Source organism: Paraburkholderia sp. GAS206C, from assembly GCF_050435645.1.
Lineage (GTDB): Bacteria > Pseudomonadota > Gammaproteobacteria > Burkholderiales > Burkholderiaceae > Paraburkholderia > Paraburkholderia phenazinium_B.
This window is the reverse complement of sequence record NZ_JBNDKR010000008.1, coordinates 51,047-68,465: the sequence shown is the minus strand read 5'-3', so window position 1 is coordinate 68,465 and position 17,419 is coordinate 51,047. Positions and strand designations below refer to the sequence as shown.

Genomic DNA, 17,419 nt, shown 5'->3' with positions numbered 1-17,419 from the left:
AGATGGACGCCACACACGGATTCGATGCGGGCAGCAGCCCCCAGCTTCTCTGGGAGGATGGCGAGCGCGTGTTCTGCCGGGAGCGGTCTCAGGACGGTAGCGAGAGCGTGCTGGTGGCGCGCACGGCCAGCGAGCATCCATCGCCGGCCAGCCTCGCGCGTATTGCTCATGAATTTGCGCTGCGGGGTCAACTCGGCAGCGCATGGGCAGTGCGACCCAGGGAACTGCTGCAGGCAGAAGGCCGCGCCGTGCTGGTGCTCGAGGATCCAGGCGGCGAGCCGCTCGAGCGGTTGACCGGCGCACCCATGGAAATGGAAAGTGTCCTGCGCCTCGCTACGGGAGTCGCGGTGGCGCTGGGTAAGCTCCACCAGTGCGGCCTCGTCCACAAGGATCTCAAGCCAGCCCATATCCTCGTGAACTGTGTGGACGGGCACGTGCGGCTCACCGGATTCGGCATTGCCTCGCGGCTGCCGCGTGAGCGGCAACGTCCCGAGCCGCCGGAGACCATTGCCGGCACGCTCGCCTACATGGCACCCGAGCAGACCGGACGGATGAACCGTTCGATCGACTCGCGCAGCGACCTCTACGCATTCGGCGTCGCGATCTACCAGATGCTCACGGGCACATTGCCGTTCACGGCTCTCGATCCGATGGAATGGGTGCACTGTCACGTCGCCCGCAAGCCGCTGCCGCCCAGCGCGCGGGTGGGGGCGGTTCCGCCTGGCGTCTCGGCGGTCGTGATGAAGCTGCTCGCGAAGACACCCGAAGAGCGTTATCAGACCGCGGCCGGCGTCGAGTGGGATTTGCGGTACTGTCTGGCCGAATGGACGCGCCAGCGTCGCGTCGATGTCTTCCGGCTGGGCGCGCACGACACGCCCGACCGGCTGCTGATCCCCGAGAAACTCTACGGGCGGGAGCGCGAGGTCGGCACGCTGGTGGCCGCCTTCTACCGCGTCATCAGCAGCGGCGCGCCGGAACTGGTGCTGGTTTCCGGCTACTCGGGCATCGGCAAATCCGCGGTCGTCAACGAGTTGCACAAGGTGCTGGTGCCCCCGCGCGGGCTCTTTGCCTCGGGCAAGTTCGACCAGTACAAGCGCGACATACCCTATTCGACCCTGGTGCAAGCCTTCAGGGGCCTCGTGCGACCGCTGCTCGGCAAACGCGAGGCGGAACTCGCAAGCTGGCGTGACGCATTGATCGAAGCCCTTGGGCCGAACGCCCGGCTCATGACCGAGCTGATCCCCGAACTGACGCTGATCATCGGCGATCCGCCGCCGGTTCCTGAGCTCGATCCACATCAGGCGCAACGCCGCTTTCAGCTCGTTTTCCGGCGCTTCATCGGCGTGTTCGCCACGCAGGAACATCCGCTGGCGCTGTTTCTCGACGATCTGCAATGGCTCGACGCCGCGACGCTCGATCTGCTGGAAGACCTGCTTACCGGTCCGGATCTGCGCCATCTGATGTTGATCGGCGCGTATCGCAACAATGAGGTGGACGCCTCGCATCCGCTGATGCGCAAGCTGCAGGCCGTGCGCAACGCGGGCGCAACGTTCGATGAAGTGGCGTTGGTGCCGCTTGCGCGCGGGCACGTCGAACAGTTGATCGCAGAGGCGCTTCGCGACGTGCCGGAACACGCGGCACCGCTCGCGCAGCTCGTCCACGAAAGGACCGCCGGCAATCCGTTCTTTGTCATCCAGTTTCTGCACGCACTCGTCGACGAGGGCCTGCTCGGTTTCGATCACGACGCAGCCTGCTGGCACTGGGATCTGCCGAACATTCATGGCAAGGGCTATACCGACAATGTCGCCGACCTGATGGTCGCGAAGCTGGCCCGCTTGCCCGTCGAAACGCAGCAGGCGCTGCAACAGTTTGCCTGTCTCGGCAACACCGCCACGACGGCGATGCTCGCGAACGTTCTTGAGCGTTCGAGGGACGAGATCCGGGCACTGCTGCTGCCGGCGGTCGAACAGGAGCTCATCGAGCAACTTGAGGAATCCTGCCGGTTTGTCCACGACCGGGTGCAGGAGGCGGCCTACTCGATGATCCCCGAGGCGTTGCGTGCGCAGGCCCATTTGCGCGTCGGACGTTTGCTTGCTGCGCAGACGCTACCGGAGAAACGGCAAGAGGCGGTCTTCGAAATCGTCAACCAGCTCAACCGTGGTGCAGCCCTCGTCACGCTGCAGGAAGAGCGCGAGCAACTGGCCGGGCTCAACCTGATTGCCGGCCAGCGTGCGAAGGCGTCGTCAGCCTATGAGTCGGCGCTCACCTACCTGAGCGCCGGCGCCGAATTCCTGAGGGACGATTGCTGGGTGCGCCGGCACGACCTGATCTTCGCGCTGGAGCTGGAGCGGGCCGAATGCGAGTTTTTGACGGGCCGCCTGTCGGCCGCGGAAGAGCGTTTGAGTGTGCTTATTCAGCGTGCCGCGACTGTGCCCGAGCGTGCCAACGTGACATGTTTGCGCGTCGATCTGTACATGACGCTCGATCAGGCGAGCCGCGCCGTTGCGGTTGCTCTGGACTACCTGGAACATCTGGGCATCGACTGGTCGCCGCATACCGCGGAAGAGAAAGCGCGTGAGGAATACGAACGAATCTGGTCCCAGCTTGGAGACCGCAAGATCGAGGAGCTCATCGATCTGCGGCTGATGACCGACCCGGAATCGCTCGCGACCATGGACGTCCTCGTCAAGGTCATGCCCGCCGCACTGTTTACCGATACGAATCTATGGTCGCTGGTCGTCTCCAGGGCCGTCAATCTGAGCCTTGAGCGCGGCAATTGCGACGGATCCAGCTCCGCCTATGTCCGGCTCGGCATGATGGCCGGAGCGCGTTTTGGCCACTACGAGGTCGGATTTCAATTCGGTCAGCTGGGTTACGACCTTGTCGAACGGCGCCGCCTGATGCGTTTCCGTGCAAGAACCTACATGCATTTCGGCAACGTCATCCTGCCGATGGCCAAACATTTGCGGGCTGGCCGCGAACTGATGAACCGCGCGTTCGAGGCTGCAAGGAATACGGGTGACCTCGTTTGCGAAGGGTATTGCTACACCCATATGATCACCAATCTGCTCATCGCGGGAGATCCACTCGCCGACGTGCAGCGCGAAGCTGAAGCGAGCCTGATGTTCGCGCAAAAAGCGCATTTCGGTTTCGCCACCGACGTTAGCGCGACGCAGCTTGGACTGGTACGAACGCTGCGAGGCCTGACGCTGGCCTTTGGCTCTTTCAACGATGGGCAGTTCGACGAGATGCGGATCGAGCGTCACTTCCTCGAAAATCCGGACCTCGTGATTGCGCACAGCTGGTACTGGATCCGCAAGTTGCAGGCGCGCTTTTTTGCCGGCGACTACGCGGCGGCGGCAGATGCTTCGATGCGGGCGCAACGTCTTTTGTGGACCGCGGCATCGTACCTGGAAGAGGCGGAATATCATTTCTACAGCGCGCTCTCGCTGGCTGCCTGCTGCGGTCCTGTTGCCAGCCCCGGCCCTGAAGCGCGGGAGTCTCTCGAAGCGATAGCTATTCACGAAAGGCAATTGCAATTGCGGGCGCAGAGTTGCCCCGAAAACTTCGAGGATCGCGCGGCGCTGGTCGGCGCCGAGATCGCTCGCCTGGAAGGGCGCGACGCCGAGGCGATGCGCCTCTACGAAACGGCGATCCGCTCGGCACGCGCAAACGGCTTCGTGCAAAACGAAGCGCTTGCCGGCGAACTCGCGTCGCGCTTCTATGCGGCGCGCGGATTCGACAAGATAGCCCGCATGTATCTGCAGGACGCCCGGCAAGGGTATCGGCGCTGGGGCGCAGATGGCAAGGTGCGGCAGCTCGACGAAATGCACCCATACCTCAGAGAAGGTGACCAGGCGCTCAGACCCACCAGCACGATCGGGGCGCCGGTCGAACACCTCGATCTCGCGACGGTGATCAAGGTGTCGCAAGCGGTCTCGGGAGAGATCGTTCTCGACAAGCTGATCGATACGGTGATGCGTACGGCGATCGAACAGGCCGGCGCCGGACGCGGCTTGCTGATTCTTCCGGACGGCAATGAGCAACGGATCGCCGCAGAGGTCACGACCGACGGCGATATGCCGCTTGTCGAGCTGCGCGATGTGCCGGTGAGCGCGGCGATGCTGCCCGAGTCGGTTCTGTACCACGTCCTGCGTACGCGCGAGAGCGTGATTCTCGACAATGCCGCGAGCGATCCCACATTTGCCACGGACCCGTACATTGTTCAGCACCGCACCCGTTCGATGCTCTGCATGCCCTTGATGAACCGGGCCAAACTCATCGGCGCGCTGTACCTCGAAAACGATCTGCTTACCCGCGTATTCGCGCCTGCACGGATTGCCGCGCTGAGGCTGCTTGCCTCGCAGGCCGCGACGTCGCTCGAAAATACCCGCCTGTACCGTGACCTTGCGGAGCGCGAATCGAGGATTCGGCGGCTCGTCGATGCCAACATCATCGGCATCATCGTCTGGAGAGAGGATGGTGACATCCTCGAGGCGAACGACGCGTTTCTGCGCATGGTGGGATACGAGCGCGACGACCTCGTCTCGGGGCGCGTGCGCTGGACGGACCTGACGCCGCCGGAATGGCGCGAAAGCGCCGCACTGGCTTTGGAAGAGCTAAGGACAGTGGGGCGCTCACAGCCAACGGAGAAGGAGTACCTCAGGAAGGACGGCAGCCGTGTGCCCGTCATGATCGGCAGGGTCGCTTTCGAAGCTAGTGGGAAGGAAGGTGTCGCCTTCGTGGTCGATCTGACCGAGCGCAAGGAAGCAGAGCACCGCTTGCGGGAGTCTTACGAGATGTTGCGCGAACTCACCTCGCGCCGTGAAACGGCACGTGAAGAAGAGCGCAAACATATCGCACGGGAAATGCACGACGAGCTCGGGCAATATCTCACCGCGCTGCGCATGCGCGCGTCGACGTTGCGCATGCAGTTCGGCAATGACCACCCGGAGCTGTTCGACGAAACCCGGGCACTGATTGCGCTGGTGGACAACACCATGGAGGTGGTGCGGGGCGTCATCACGTCGCTGCGTCCGCCGGCTCTCGATGCCGGTATCGTGGCGGCGCTCGAGTGGCTGGCTGCCGAGTTCGACCGCAATGGCCGCACGGTATGTCAGCTTCGCGTGCAGGACGAGAACATCGTCATGAGCGAAGACCACGCCGTGGTGCTGTTTCGCCTTGTCCAGGAGGCGTTGACGAATGTCGCCCGGCATTCAGCGGCCACCGAAGTGATCATCACGCTCGAACGAACGCCTGGCGCCTACGTGCTCGAAGTTCGCGACGACGGCCAAGGGTTCGATGCGCAGGCGATCAGAAAAACTTCGTTCGGTCTGGCCGGGATGGAAGAGCGTGTCCTGATGCTGGGCGGGGAGATCGAAGTGCTCAGTGCGCCGGGCGCCGGCACTGCGATCAAGGTTCGTCTTCCTGATCGTCAGGCGGCGCCGGACTAGTCGGGCTGGACCCGGCCGTGCGCTTCACGGCGTGCGTGATGCCGGTATCGCGTCAAAGGAGTGGCCGGCAGGCACCAGCTTTGGCTGCGCAAACGCAGCCCGTGCATCGACAGCAGACGCGGAAGTCCCGCCGGGCCGACCGTATGCATGGCGCCCACGACGATCAGTCGCGACCTGCGATCCGCCGCCATCCGGACAATCGAGGGCACCCAGTTCCTGTTGCGTTGATTGATCAGGATATCGAACATGGCCGGCCAGCGCCGGCGGCGTTCCGTGAGCGCAGCATCGAAACGGATGGTATTTCCGTGAGTCCAGGCGCGCACCATCGTGGACAGCTCTGCAACACCGAGATCGCCGTTCACGAAATATTCCAGCATGGAGGTCTGCTCGGCAATCGGCGCCGACGTCAGGGCGATGGTTTGGGCCTCGACCGTTTCGAGCGCCCCACGGTGTTTTGCATCGTGGACGGCGCGATCCCAGAGAAGCCGGTCGACGCCGCGCTCCATCACATAGCCGCTCCTGGCCGCCTCGTTCAGGTGAAGGATCAGCGCCGCGGCGCCGGGTTTGAAGCGCGGCAGATTCTGCCCGGGAAGTCCGAGCCGCAACCAGTGCGAATGCGCTTTCGCATACGTAAGCGGTGTCACGCAATCCTTGAGCGTGGTGCCGGGCGGCAGCAATAGGGGCGCCGAGTCGGGCGGTTCCGACAGGTCTGCTTCCAGCACGAGGTGACTGGCGGTGCTAAACACCTCCAGAACATGGCGCGGCAAGCGAAACGGCTCGAGGTTGGTGACGTGAACCGAACCCAGAATATGAGTCTCGGAGCCTTCAATCTTCCATAGCATTGCGATATCCCTTACGGCGGGCGGCCGGGCTTCCATGAAACCCGGCGATTCTCATTCTGATGCTCAGATTCTAATGCGAAACAAGTCGCCTGGCCGCCGCTCGTAACTGGCCGCTGCGGGACACTCGACGGCGCCTGGCGAATACCCGGCGCAGCGTATTTTCTCAGGTTTCCGGTTCGCGAGACCTACAAAAAATTCAGCCAATCCCTACTGAGGAACTGCTTCAGAAGTCGCGCCCGTCTGCCGTAACTTAAAGAGACGTGGGTGCCTTTTGGGCGGATCCGCGGCGGGTGACGTGGCCGCCTTAGAAGTGGCCGATCCATCGCGTTGGCGTGACCCGTTCGGATGACTGTATGCAGCCCTTCTGTGCATCGGACTGGCGATCGCGCCGAACGACTTACCGGGGACCAGAGTTCGATGCAGAAATGGAAGTTTCTTTGGTCGCAGATGCTGTGCTGCTTTTTCGCACCTTTGATGGTGCTTGCGACTGTTTCACCCGCCGCCGCGGCGGGTGCCTGGTACGACGGCTCGACGCCGGTTTTTCGCCATGTCGAAGCACCTAGCAGCATCACGCCCACCGCGATGCTGCAGGACCGGGACGGTCTGATCTGGATCGCTTCGCAGACAGGCCTTGCCAGCTGGGACGGGTACCGCTTTCGCGTTTACATTGGCGATGCCGGCAAGCCCGGCAGCTTGCCTTCCTCTTACATCAATGCCCTGCATGAGGACCGCCAGGGGCGCCTCTGGGTAGGCACGGATAGCGGCGGGCTTGCACGTTTCGACAACTCGACCGGTACCTTCTGGACGCTGGGTGCGGGCCCCCAGGGCCTGAGCAGCGCACGCGTCTTCGCGCTTGCCGCTGACGGCCCGGATGGGTTGTGGGTGGGTACGGAAGCCGGACTGGACCGGCTGGATCTGAGCACCGGCAAGGTGCGGCGGGCGGCCGAGGGAGGCAACCCGCCCGGCCTGCCGGCTCGCCGGATCAGCGCTTTGCTCGCTGATCGCAGCGGCAACCTGTGGGCCGGCACGCACGACGGCCTGTTCGTCCTGCGCGCGGGCACCCCGGCTTTCGTGCCGGTGCCGACCGAAAGCATGACCCGCGCTGCTATCGAGGTCTGGCAACTGGCGGAGGACAAGGACGGACGTGTCTGGGTCGGCACGCGTGCGGACGGCGCCTTCGTAATCGAACCTGGCGCCACGATGGCCCGGCAGTTGCACGATAGTGAACGCGGTGGCGGAAAGGGTGTCGAGACGGACTGGGTTGTCGCGATCGTCGATGTCGGCGACGGCCGGGTGTGGCTCGGTACATGGTCTCAGGGCATCGTCCAGGTCGACACGCGGAACTGGACGACCCGGCGCCTGCGCCACGATGCAGGGCTGCCCGGCAGCCTCGCCGAGGATGACGTGGTCGCGCTGCTGCGCGATCACAGCGGACTTATCTGGGCCGGTGGGCCGAGTCTGTTCGATTCGATCGATCCGGCGCAGCGGGCGATTACAACGTGGTATGGCAGCGATGGCCACCTGCTCGGCGGCAAGCACGCGCAGGTCACCTCGGTGTTCGCACGGCCCGACGGCAGCGTCTGGCTCGGCAGCGACAACGGCGGCATCGACATCGTCTCAGCGGAACACGGACACAGCCGGCGCCTCGCGCCCGAGGACGGTCGACCGGACACCGCGCTCCCGAGGAGCTCCGCACTTTCGATGGTCGATGCGCCGGACGGCAGCGTCTACATCGGTACCGCCAAGGGGCTGTACCGCACCCGCGATGGCGGCCGCAGCGTCGAGCGGGCCGCGTTCCCAGGTTTGCCGCCCACGGCACTGGTCAGGGCGCTGTGCGTCGACGGCAACAGGCTCTGGATCGGCGGCCCGAGTGGACTGGCGCAGGTCGACCTGTCGGTCCAGGGTGCGGCGGCGCAAAGCGTCCCGAGTCTGCGGGGCGCAGACATTACGAGCCTTAACTGCCGAGACAACGAGGCGCTGTGGGTCGGTACGCAGACGGGACTCGCGCGCTACTGGCCGGCAACCGGCCACACTGACCGGCCCTGGCCGGAGACGCCGGAGCGGATCGGTTTGCCCAGTAGCTGCGTGACTTCCATCGTGCGCGACAGGCGCGGCTGGCTATGGATCGCGTTCTACGGCGGCGGCGTGCGTGCGCTTGAGCCCGGTCCGCGAGGTGCGGTCTTGCACGTGCACCGTATCGGTCACGAGGATGGTGTGGAGAACAACGCCGCGAACGCGCTGCTGCTCGATGCGAAGGACAATGTCTGGGTGAGCACCGATAGCGGCATCGTGCACATCGACCACGACACGCTGGCCACGACACGGCTGCAACAGGCCGACGGGGTTGGCCTGCTGCCCTATTGGGCCTCTTCGGCCGGTACCACGCTGCAGGGAGATCTGCTGTTCGGCGGCAATGGCTTGACGATCGTGCATCCCGGCGAGTTTCAACCCTCGCGTTTCAAGGCTCCTATCAGGCTCACGGATGCCGATGGCCGATCGATACCGTCGTCCGGAATCACGCTCGGCCCTTCGCAACGCGCAATACAGATCACCTTCGCGCTGCTCGATTACTCGGCCCCCGAGCGCACGCGATACGCCTACCGCCTGGCGGGTCTCGAGGACGCATGGACCGACTCGCCTGCCAACCTTCGGATCGCTCACTATACGAACGTGCCGCCTGGAAACTACGTGCTGCAAGTGCGCGCGTCGAATCGTGCCGGCGGCGAGTGGACGGAGTGGGCGAGCTTGCCGGTGCGCGTTGTGCCAGCGTGGTACGAGACGATTTCCTTTCGTCTGTTCGCGGTGCTGTTCTTGCTGGTGCTCTTCGGTGTACTGATACAGGTACGCACGCGCCTGCTACGCCGGCGTGCTGGGGCGCTGGAGGCGCTGGTCGCGCAACGCACGCAGGAACTTCAGCAACGCACCAATGAGCTCCAGCAACGCTCCGACGAACTCGTGCGCCGTACGGCGGAATTGCAGGCCAGTGAACAGCGGCTCGAACAGCTGGCCTACTTCGACGGTTTGACCGGCCTTGCGAACCGGCGGCATTTCAACGACGACCTGCATCTCCTCGTGGGGCAGGCACGCCGGGGCGCCGAATTCGCGCTGGTGCTGGTCGATCTCGACCGCTTCAAGCCGATCAACGACACTTACGGCCACGATGCTGGCGACGAGGTGTTGAAGGCCGTTGGCGCGCGCCTGCGCCAGGCGACGCGCGAGGTCGATCTCGTCGCGCGCCTTGGCGGCGACGAGTTCGCCGTGCTGCTCAGGCAGCCAGGCGAGCGCGAGGCCGTGGCCGCCGTGTGCGAACGCATCATGGCCACGTTCGCCCAGCCAGTTCCGTACCACCACCTTTCGTTAGCGGTCGGCGCGAGCATCGGTGTCGCGCGGTGTCCGCAGGACGCACTCGATGCCCAGACGCTCTACAAGTCCGCCGACATGGCGCTCTACGCGGCAAAAGAAGCCGGCCGCGGCGCCTTGCGCTGGGCCGAGACATCGCACACAGACGAGGCAACCCCACAATGACAATCAACCTGTCCTCTTGCCCGGTGAGAGCTGACTTCTGGAGGCTTCGGTGAGATTCGACGTCACGCAGCGGACTGAACAGTTTCTGAACATCGTCAGAGGTATCGACGCGGTTGTGATGGAGCTCCGGACGCCCGGGGAGGGCGAGGTTCGCAACCGCCGCATGGCAAGGCGCCTGCAGACACTTTCGCAGTGTCTGCGGGCACTGGGCGCGCAGCTTGCCGCAGACATCGCTGTCCAGAACGACGGGCACAGCCGGATGCGCGAGACGCTTGCAGCCAGCGAGCGTCAGTTCCGGACCCTGGCCGAAAATCTGCCGAACTACCTTGCGCGTCATGCCACCGGCGCTGAGATCGTCTATCTGAATCCGCGGCTCGAAGCCATCTTCGGTCTCGGGATCGACGAGGTTGTCGGGAAGGCGCCAAGCCAGCTTTTTCCCGACGGGCGGTTCGAAGGTTACGAAAGCGCCATTCTTGAGGCAGCCCGCACAGGAGAAGAAGGGCAACTGGAATTGCGCTTCACGACGCAGGAGGGAGAGCCCCGCATCCACCACGTCCAGTTGGTCCCGGAACGCGATGAAACGGACGTCATCGTCTCCGTACTGGTTATTGGAGGCGACATTACCGAGCGGCGCCGGGCAGAGCAGGATCTCAAGCATGCGCTCGATTTCGCCGAAGGGGTCATCGCCGCGATCCCCGATATTCTGTTCGAACTGGACCGTGATGGCAGGTATCTGAACGTCTGGACCAAGAATCCGGAATTGCTCGCCATGCCCAAGGAAGAGCTGCTCGGCAAAACGCTCGACGAAGTGTTGCCCGCGCAGCAGGCGAGCGCCGCGATGCGCTCCATCGGGATGGCCGACAGGCAAGGGGTGACCGTTGGCGAGACGCTTATGATCGACCTGCCGGATGGCAGCCGCCGGTGGTTCGAGTATTCGCTGGCGAAGAAGCTGGGCGAAACGCCCGCGACCGACACGTTCCTCATCTTGTCCCGCGATGTTACGGAGCGCAAACGTATCGAAGAGGTGCTCGCCGGCCGCGAGCGGGAATTCCGGACGCTGGTGGAAAACTCGCCAGACACGATCGTGCGCTATGACAAAGAGCTTAGACGTGTCTATGTCAATCCGATTTCCGCCGCGCTCGTCGAGGGCGGTTTAGCCGCGCTGATGGGCAAGAAACCGTCCGAATGTCCCGGTGGCCCCAATGCCCTGATTTACGAGGAGAAGCTGACGGAAGTATTCGTTAGCGGCAAAGCCGCCGAATTCGAGTTGAGCTGGACAGAAAAGGATGGCGCGCAGTGTTGCCATCTGATCAAGCTGGCTCCGGAATTCGGCGTGCACGGTACGGTTGAACATGTCCTGACCGTGGGCCGCGACATTTCCGAATTGCAGGTTTCACGCCAGAAAATTCACCAGATGGCCTTCTACGATCCGCTCACCGGATTGCCGAACCGTACCGAGTTCAATGAGCGTTTGGTGCGGATTACCAGCGAGGCTGGCGGGCAGCGCAAGTTTGCCAGCGTGATGATGATCGACATGGATCGCTTCAAGGGTATCAACGACACCATGGGGCATGCCGTGGGCGACCAGTTGCTGCGCGACGCGGCTGCGCGTCTGAACCTCTGCGTGCGTCCTTGCGATACCGTGGCCCGCTTCGGGGGCGATGAATTTGCGATTCTTCTTCCGGACATTTGCGATCGTGCCGTTCTGGAGGACATCTCGGCGATGATTCTCGGCAAGTTCGGCGAGCCTTTCTACCTGAACGGGAGAGAGGTGTACGTTTCCTGCAGCGTTGGACTTGCCCTGTATCCGCCCGATAGCGTCGTAGCGGACGACCTCGTGAAATACGCGGATCTGGCCATGTACGCGGCCAAGCGTGCCGGCGGCCGGAGCTTTCGCTTCTACTCGAAAGAACTGACGGTCGATGCGACCGCGTACCTGCTACTGGAATCGGAGCTGCGCCGCGCCGTCGAGCGTGACGAACTGGAGTTGCACTATCAGCCGAAGGTACTGCTCGACGGCAATCAGGTGATCGGTTCAGAAGCCTTGCTGCGGTGGCGGCGCCCGGGCGTCGGGCTCGTCCCTCCCAACCAGTTCATTCCCCTTGCCGAGGAGACGGGCCTGATCGCCGATCTGGGTAAGTGGGTCCTGCGCGAGGCTTGCCTCGCCGCAGCGGAATGGAACGCCGGTTGCACGGCGTGCCACACGGTCGCGGTCAATCTGTCGGCGAGGCAGTTTCAGTTTCGCGATCTCGTCCCGATGGTCGGCGAGTTGCTCGAAGAGACCGGCTGTCGTCCTGAATGGCTGGAGCTCGAGATTACGGAGAGTCTGCTGCTCGAGGAAGACGACACGATCCTGGATACGCTTTCGGCGCTCAAGGCCATGGGGCTCTCGATCGCCATCGACGATTTCGGCACCGGCTATTCGGCGTTGAGCTATCTCGCACGGTTTCCGATCGATACGCTGAAGATCGACCGGTCGTTTGTCCAGAAGGTGACCACGGACCGGCGCCACGCGGAGCTCGTCAAGGCGATCCTGTCTATCGCACGGTGTCTCGGCCAGCAAGTCGTTGCGGAAGGCGTCGAAACGGCGGAACAGGCAGACTTCCTGCTGGCGAACGGGTGTCAGGTCGCGCAGGGGTTTCGGTATAGCAAGCCGCTGGCGAAGTCCGATATGGCCACGCTGCCACGGCTGCTTGAACTGGACGCGGCCACGGAGCCTTGAACCCGTCAGCAGGCTTGCTGGGCATCCGGGAACGGGCGCTGCCCGTTGGCGCAACCGGTCGTTTTCAGCAAGCGTGGCCACGGCACGTCGGTACAACTTCATATCCCCGTGGGGGGAGAGCGGGGCTTCGGACGAAGCGTGATATGCGGCTGTCCGGTTTTGCGTGAGTTATAACAATATAAATCGGGTGATGAATAATTTACCGACATAAAATCAACACAAATATCATTCGGGAATTATTTCTCTAATATGCAATTCAATAAGCATATTATCCAACCTTACATAAGTAATTTTCATTCCAAAAATAAAATATAGACGTGCTTGATTTTTCACAATTGTTCAGACAATATTTGTTCGCAGTATCACTGCATCGCAAAATCCTGGAAGCCATTGTCCTATATGGATGTGGCTGTATGTCAATGCGCTGCCTGTTGCACTGCATTCGATAAAGTGCAAATCAATTTTTCATTCAATTAAGAATGAAGGGGGTTCTATGCCGGTTGAAAAAACAATCGTTCGTCTACCCAATTCTCTTTGCGTACAGGCTGAGCGGCATATCTTCGAGGCTGACCGGAAAAGCGTAATTCTCGTGAATGGGGCCCTCGCAACATCAGCTTCATTTGGGCAAACAATCAAATACCTTGGCGAACGATATAACGTTATCTGTTTCGACCTGCCTTATGCCGGCGAATCCCGGCAGCACAACCGCAGCGAGTTCCTGCTGACCAAGGACGACGAGGCGGAGATTCTGCTGCATCTGATCAATCACTTCGAGCCGAGCTACCTGTATTCCGTGTCCTGGGGCGGCCTTGCGGCGCTGCTGGCCCTGGCGCGGCGGCCCGCCAGTATCGAAGGCGCGGTAATCGGCTCGTTCTCGCCGTTTCTCAACGATGCGATGATCGCCTATGTCAGTCAGGCGCGGGACATGCTCGAGGCCGGCGAGCACCTGCAGGCCGCCCAGCTATTGAACGACACCGTAGGCAAGCACCTGCCGCGTATCCTGAAGCTGCTGAACTACCGTTATCTCACCGGCCTGCCGAAGGAAGATCAGCGCCGCGTCTCGTTCCATGCCGAACAGATTCTGGCGCTGAAGCCGGAAAGCTACCTCGGCAAGCTGGCCGAGATTCGCTGCCGGCTCAAGTTCCTCAACGGCGAGCTCGACGAATACACCACCGCGGAGGACATTCGTGTCCTCGCCCGCTACGTCATGCACGCGCAGTTCGCTGCGGTGCCGAACACGGGGCATTTCCTCGAACTGGAAGGGCGAACCCAGGCGGCCGCCATCCGTGAGGAAATCCTCGGTTTCTTCGGTGTAGCTCAAGAGTTCGGTCGTTCACGACCTGAGGTGCCGTCTTCTCTGTCCGTCGCGCAAACGTTTGCGACCCCCGGAATGAACGTGGATTTCGGAGGTTGAAAATGACGATCTATCACTCGATTGCCGTTCTCGGCCCGTGGGCCGTGTGGCTCGCCTACTGGATGAAGGCCTCCTCGTGGGCGAAGAAAACCGTCAGGCGCGAGGATCGTTTGTCGCGCACGATCCAGTCGATTCCGTTGATCGTGGGCTGTGCGCTGGTGGTATTACCGGACCGGCTGGCCGGCGCCTGGAGTCTTGCGGACGCGCACTTCGATTCGCAACAATGGATCGGGGTGGCGATTATCGTGGCCGGGCTGAGTTTCTCGGTCTGGGGGCGGCGCCATCTCGGCTCGAACTGGAGCGTATCGGTCACCTTGAAGGCGGATCACGAGCTGGTCCGCAGCGGACCTTATGCGCTCGTGCGTCATCCGATCTACACCGGCTGTCTGTTCGCCATCGCCGGCGCCGCTCTGGTTACGGAGGAGTGGCGCGGAGTGGCCGGCTTCGCGCTGATCTTTGCTTCGCTGGCCTATAAGGTTCGCGTCGAGGAGCAGTGGTTGTCGGAGCATTTCGGCGACCCCTACCGCACCTATCGCCGCGAAGTGAGGGCGCTTGTGCCCTGGGTCTATTGAGCGGCGCACGACCCATGGCTCACATCGTAATTACCGCGATCGGTTCGGCCGGCGACGTTCATCCATTCATCGGGATTGGCCGGGCTTTGGCGCAACGGCGGCACCGGATCGTGCTTTGCACGCATCCGCAATTCGCGCCGCTGGCCGAGCGGCACGGTTTTGCGTTCGTGCCGATCGGCACGTGGGACGAGTATGCGCGGGCGATGGCCTGCCCCGCGCTCTGGAACCCGCGGACGTCGTTTCGCACGCTGTGGAGCATCGTCGCGCCGTCGATCCGGCCGCACTTCGATGAGCTTGCCGCGCTCACGACCTCCGACACGGTACTGGTCGGCTCGCTGTGGGCGTTCGCCGCCCGCCTGATGCAGGAAGTTCACGGCACGCCATACCTATCTGTTCAGGTGTCGCCTTCGACGCTGCTGTCCGCCAGCGCGCCGCCGACCCACAAGCGTATGACCGTGCCCATGTGGCTGCCGCTTCCGCTCAGGGCAAAGTGCATGGAGATGATCGAGACAGGCATTATCGACAGGGCTTGCGGCCCCGCGCTGAACGACGTCCGGCAGGGCCTGGGCCTGCCACCGGCGAGCCGCATCCTCGGCCGCTGGCTGCACTCGCCAGACGGCGTGTTGTGTCTGTTTCCGGACTGGTTTGCGGCCGCGCAGCCAGACTGGCCGCGCAACCATTTCATGGCGGGTTTCCCGCTTTTCAACGATGTGTCGCCCGGCGCGTTCGACGATGAGCTGAGTGCTTTCCTTTCGTCGGGCAAACGGCCGGTGGTCTTCACACCGGGCTCCACGCTGATCGACGAGCGGGCGTATTTCGGCGCCGTCGACGAAGCGCTGCGCCGTACCGGCGCACGCGCTATCGTCCTCGCCCGCAACGTGGGAGACCGGTGGCATGCGCGCGCCGACGTGCTGGTGCGCGACTTTGTGCCGATGCGCAAGCTTCTGCCTCACTGCGCGGCGCTGGTTCATCACGGCGGGATCGGCACGGCTGCATTGGCATTCGAAGCAGGCGTTGCGCAGGTGGTCACGCCGTTTGCGCACGATCAGTTCGACAACGCGCAGCGCGTCGCGCAGAGCGGTTGCGGCATCCGGATCGACAGCCCGGCGAGCGGTAAGGCGCTGGCGTCCGCACTCTCGCGCATCGCCACGGACCCATGGGTCGCGGCGCGCTGCACGATCGCCAGACAACGGATTGGCACCGCCCCCGACGCCTGCGAAGCCGCCGCGCAATACATCGAGCGTCTGGCCGAGCGACGTGCCGCTGCCGGCACGCGTCCCGCAGACCGCAAGACCCTGGGAACAGCACGGTCCATATGAGTACTTCAAGCGACGTAGTCATACCGGATCTCAGCGCTCGCGAGGCGCCGCCTTTGCGCGGCGCGATGCTCGCCTTGCTGACGTTTGCGCTTTCACTCGCCACCTTCATCGAGGTGCTCGATTCGACCGTGACGAACGTCGCCGTGCCGTCCATCGCGGGCAGTCTCGCTGTGTCGAATTCACAGGCGACCTGGGTCATCAGTTCGTATTCGGTGGCGGCGGCGATTGCCGTGCCGCTGACCGGCTGGCTGTCGCAACGGATCGGCGAGGCGCGCCTGTTCGTCTGGTCCGTGCTGCTATTCACGCTGACTTCGCTGCTATGCGGGATGGCTGGCAACCTGGAACTGCTGGTGGTATGCCGTGCGATGCAGGGGCTCTGTTCAGGCCCAATGGTGCCGCTTTCACAGGCCATCCTGCTGCGCGCGTTTCCACCGGAAAGGCGTGTGCTGGCGCTGGCGTTGTGGGCCATGACGGTTCTGCTCGCGCCGATCTTCGGGCCGGTGCTGGGTGGCTGGATCATCGACCAGTTTTCCTGGCCGTGGATTTTCTTTATCAATCTGCCAATCGGTTTGTTTGCCTTCGCGGCATGCGCCGCGCTGCTGCGACGCGAGCCACCCGATCCGCATCAGCCGCCGATGGACGTGATGGGTATCGTGCTGCTCGTAGTCGGTGTGGGGGCGCTGCAGGGCGTGCTCGACCTCGGGCGCGATCACGGCTGGTTCGACTCGTCCCTGATCGTCGGGCTTTCGCTGATCGCCGCGCTCGCCTTGGTCTCGCTGCTGATCTGGGAATCGGCCGAGCCCTATCCGGTGATCGACCTCAGCCTGTTTCGCGACCGCACGTTTTCGTTCGGCGTGACGATCATTTCGCTCGGGATGGTGAGCTTCTCGGTGATCGGTGTCATCTTTCCGCTCTGGCTGCAAACCGTGATGGGGTACACCGCATTCCAGGCAGGATTGACGGTTGCGCCGCTCGGCATCCTTGCGCTGGTTTTTTCCATGCTGGTCGGCATGTTTCTGGATCGCTTCGATGCGCGCGTCGTCACGTCGTTTGGTTTTCTGGTGTTTTTTGCCGTGCTGTCGTGGGACGCGCACTTCACCCTGACGATGTCGTTCTGGCAGATCGTCACGCCGACCTTCATTCAAGGCATCGGCCTGCCGTGCTTTTTTATCCCGTTGAGCGCGGCCATCCTGTCGCGTATCCCCAACGAAAAACTGGCGGCGGCCTCGGGTCTGTCGAATTTTTTGCGCACGCTTTCGGCCGCTTTCGGCACCGCGCTCAGTGTCACCTGGTGGGACAATCGCGCCGCGCATCACTACGGCAATCTTGCGCAGTCGGTGACGCATGCGTCCACCGGCACGAGCCTGTTCATGCGATCGCTGCAAACGCTTGGACTAGGCCCCAATCAGCTGGCCGCCGTGCGCAGTGTGGTCGAGCAACAGGCCTACATGATGGCGACCAACGACCTGTTCTATATGGCGAGCCTCGTGTGCCTCGCGCTTGCCTTGCTGATGTGGGCCACCAGGCCGTGGCGCGGCATCTCCGCGGCGCGCGCCGGACATTGACGCGTAT

8 protein-coding genes are annotated in these 17,419 nt (G+C 63.0%); 7 read left to right on the top strand and 1 reads right to left on the bottom strand.

The genetic code is table 11. The annotated features are described in order from the left end of the window. Positions 1-2: 2 nt before the first annotated feature. Positions 3-5,453, top strand: coding sequence for an AAA family ATPase (locus P3T20_RS22470; protein WP_074267886.1), 5,451 nt, complete (start codon positions 3-5; stop codon positions 5,451-5,453). Here P3T20_RS22470 and P3T20_RS22465 read toward each other — a convergent pair. Beyond that, the gene (locus tag P3T20_RS22465) at positions 5,450-6,295 is read right to left on the bottom strand and encodes a TraB/GumN family protein (RefSeq protein WP_074267887.1); all 846 of its coding nucleotides are present in this window, start codon (positions 6,293-6,295) and stop codon (positions 5,450-5,452) included. The two genes, P3T20_RS22470 and P3T20_RS22465, sit on opposite strands and share 4 nt — an antisense overlap. Positions 6,296-6,712: 417 nt before the next feature. Between P3T20_RS22465 and P3T20_RS22460 the strand changes: the two genes are divergently transcribed. From P3T20_RS22460 to P3T20_RS22435, 6 genes are all read left to right on the top strand, one after another. Next, entirely contained in the window at positions 6,713-9,820 is a 3,108-nt protein-coding gene (locus P3T20_RS22460) for a ligand-binding sensor domain-containing diguanylate cyclase (protein ID WP_074267888.1), read from the top strand. Positions 9,821-9,869: 49 nt separating this feature from the next. Continuing rightward, positions 9,870-12,542 carry a sensor domain-containing protein gene (locus P3T20_RS22455; RefSeq protein WP_083611664.1) on the top strand — a complete coding sequence of 891 codons (2,673 nt, stop codon included), beginning with the start codon at positions 9,870-9,872 and terminating at the stop codon, positions 12,540-12,542. Between the two features lie 493 nt (positions 12,543-13,035). Next, entirely contained in the window at positions 13,036-13,956 is a 921-nt protein-coding gene (locus P3T20_RS22450; protein WP_074267889.1) for an alpha/beta fold hydrolase, read from the top strand. Positions 13,957-13,958: 2 nt separating this feature from the next. Then, positions 13,959-14,528 carry a methyltransferase family protein gene (locus P3T20_RS22445; RefSeq protein ID WP_074267890.1) on the top strand — a complete coding sequence of 190 codons (570 nt, stop codon included), beginning with the start codon at positions 13,959-13,961 and terminating at the stop codon, positions 14,526-14,528. Between the two features lie 14 nt (positions 14,529-14,542). Then, a complete protein-coding gene (locus tag P3T20_RS22440; RefSeq protein ID WP_074267891.1) occupies positions 14,543-15,847 on the top strand; it encodes a glycosyltransferase in 1,305 nt (434 codons plus the stop codon). Then, positions 15,844-17,412, top strand: coding sequence for a DHA2 family efflux MFS transporter permease subunit (locus P3T20_RS22435; protein ID WP_429287860.1), 1,569 nt, complete (start codon positions 15,844-15,846; stop codon positions 17,410-17,412). The genes P3T20_RS22440 and P3T20_RS22435 overlap by 4 nt, the downstream gene beginning before the upstream one ends. The last annotated feature ends 7 nt before the right edge of the window (positions 17,413-17,419 follow it).

Excerpts from the sequence above, each read along its gene's own strand:
- P3T20_RS22440 (WP_074267891.1), top strand. The coding sequence starts at position 14,543 with ATGGCTCACATCGTAATTACCGCGATCGGTTCGGCCGGCGACGTTCAT.
- P3T20_RS22460 (WP_074267888.1), top strand. The coding sequence starts at position 6,713 with ATGCAGAAATGGAAGTTTCTTTGGTCGCAGATGCTGTGCTGCTTTTTC.
- P3T20_RS22450 (WP_074267889.1), top strand. The coding sequence starts at position 13,036 with ATGCCGGTTGAAAAAACAATCGTTCGTCTACCCAATTCTCTTTGCGTA.
- P3T20_RS22435 (WP_429287860.1), top strand. The coding sequence starts at position 15,844 with ATGAGTACTTCAAGCGACGTAGTCATACCGGATCTCAGCGCTCGCGAG.
- P3T20_RS22465 (WP_074267887.1), bottom strand. The coding sequence starts at position 6,295 with ATGCTATGGAAGATTGAAGGCTCCGAGACTCATATTCTGGGTTCGGTT.
- P3T20_RS22445 (WP_074267890.1), top strand. The coding sequence starts at position 13,959 with ATGACGATCTATCACTCGATTGCCGTTCTCGGCCCGTGGGCCGTGTGG.
- P3T20_RS22470 (WP_074267886.1), top strand. The coding sequence starts at position 3 with ATGGACGCCACACACGGATTCGATGCGGGCAGCAGCCCCCAGCTTCTC.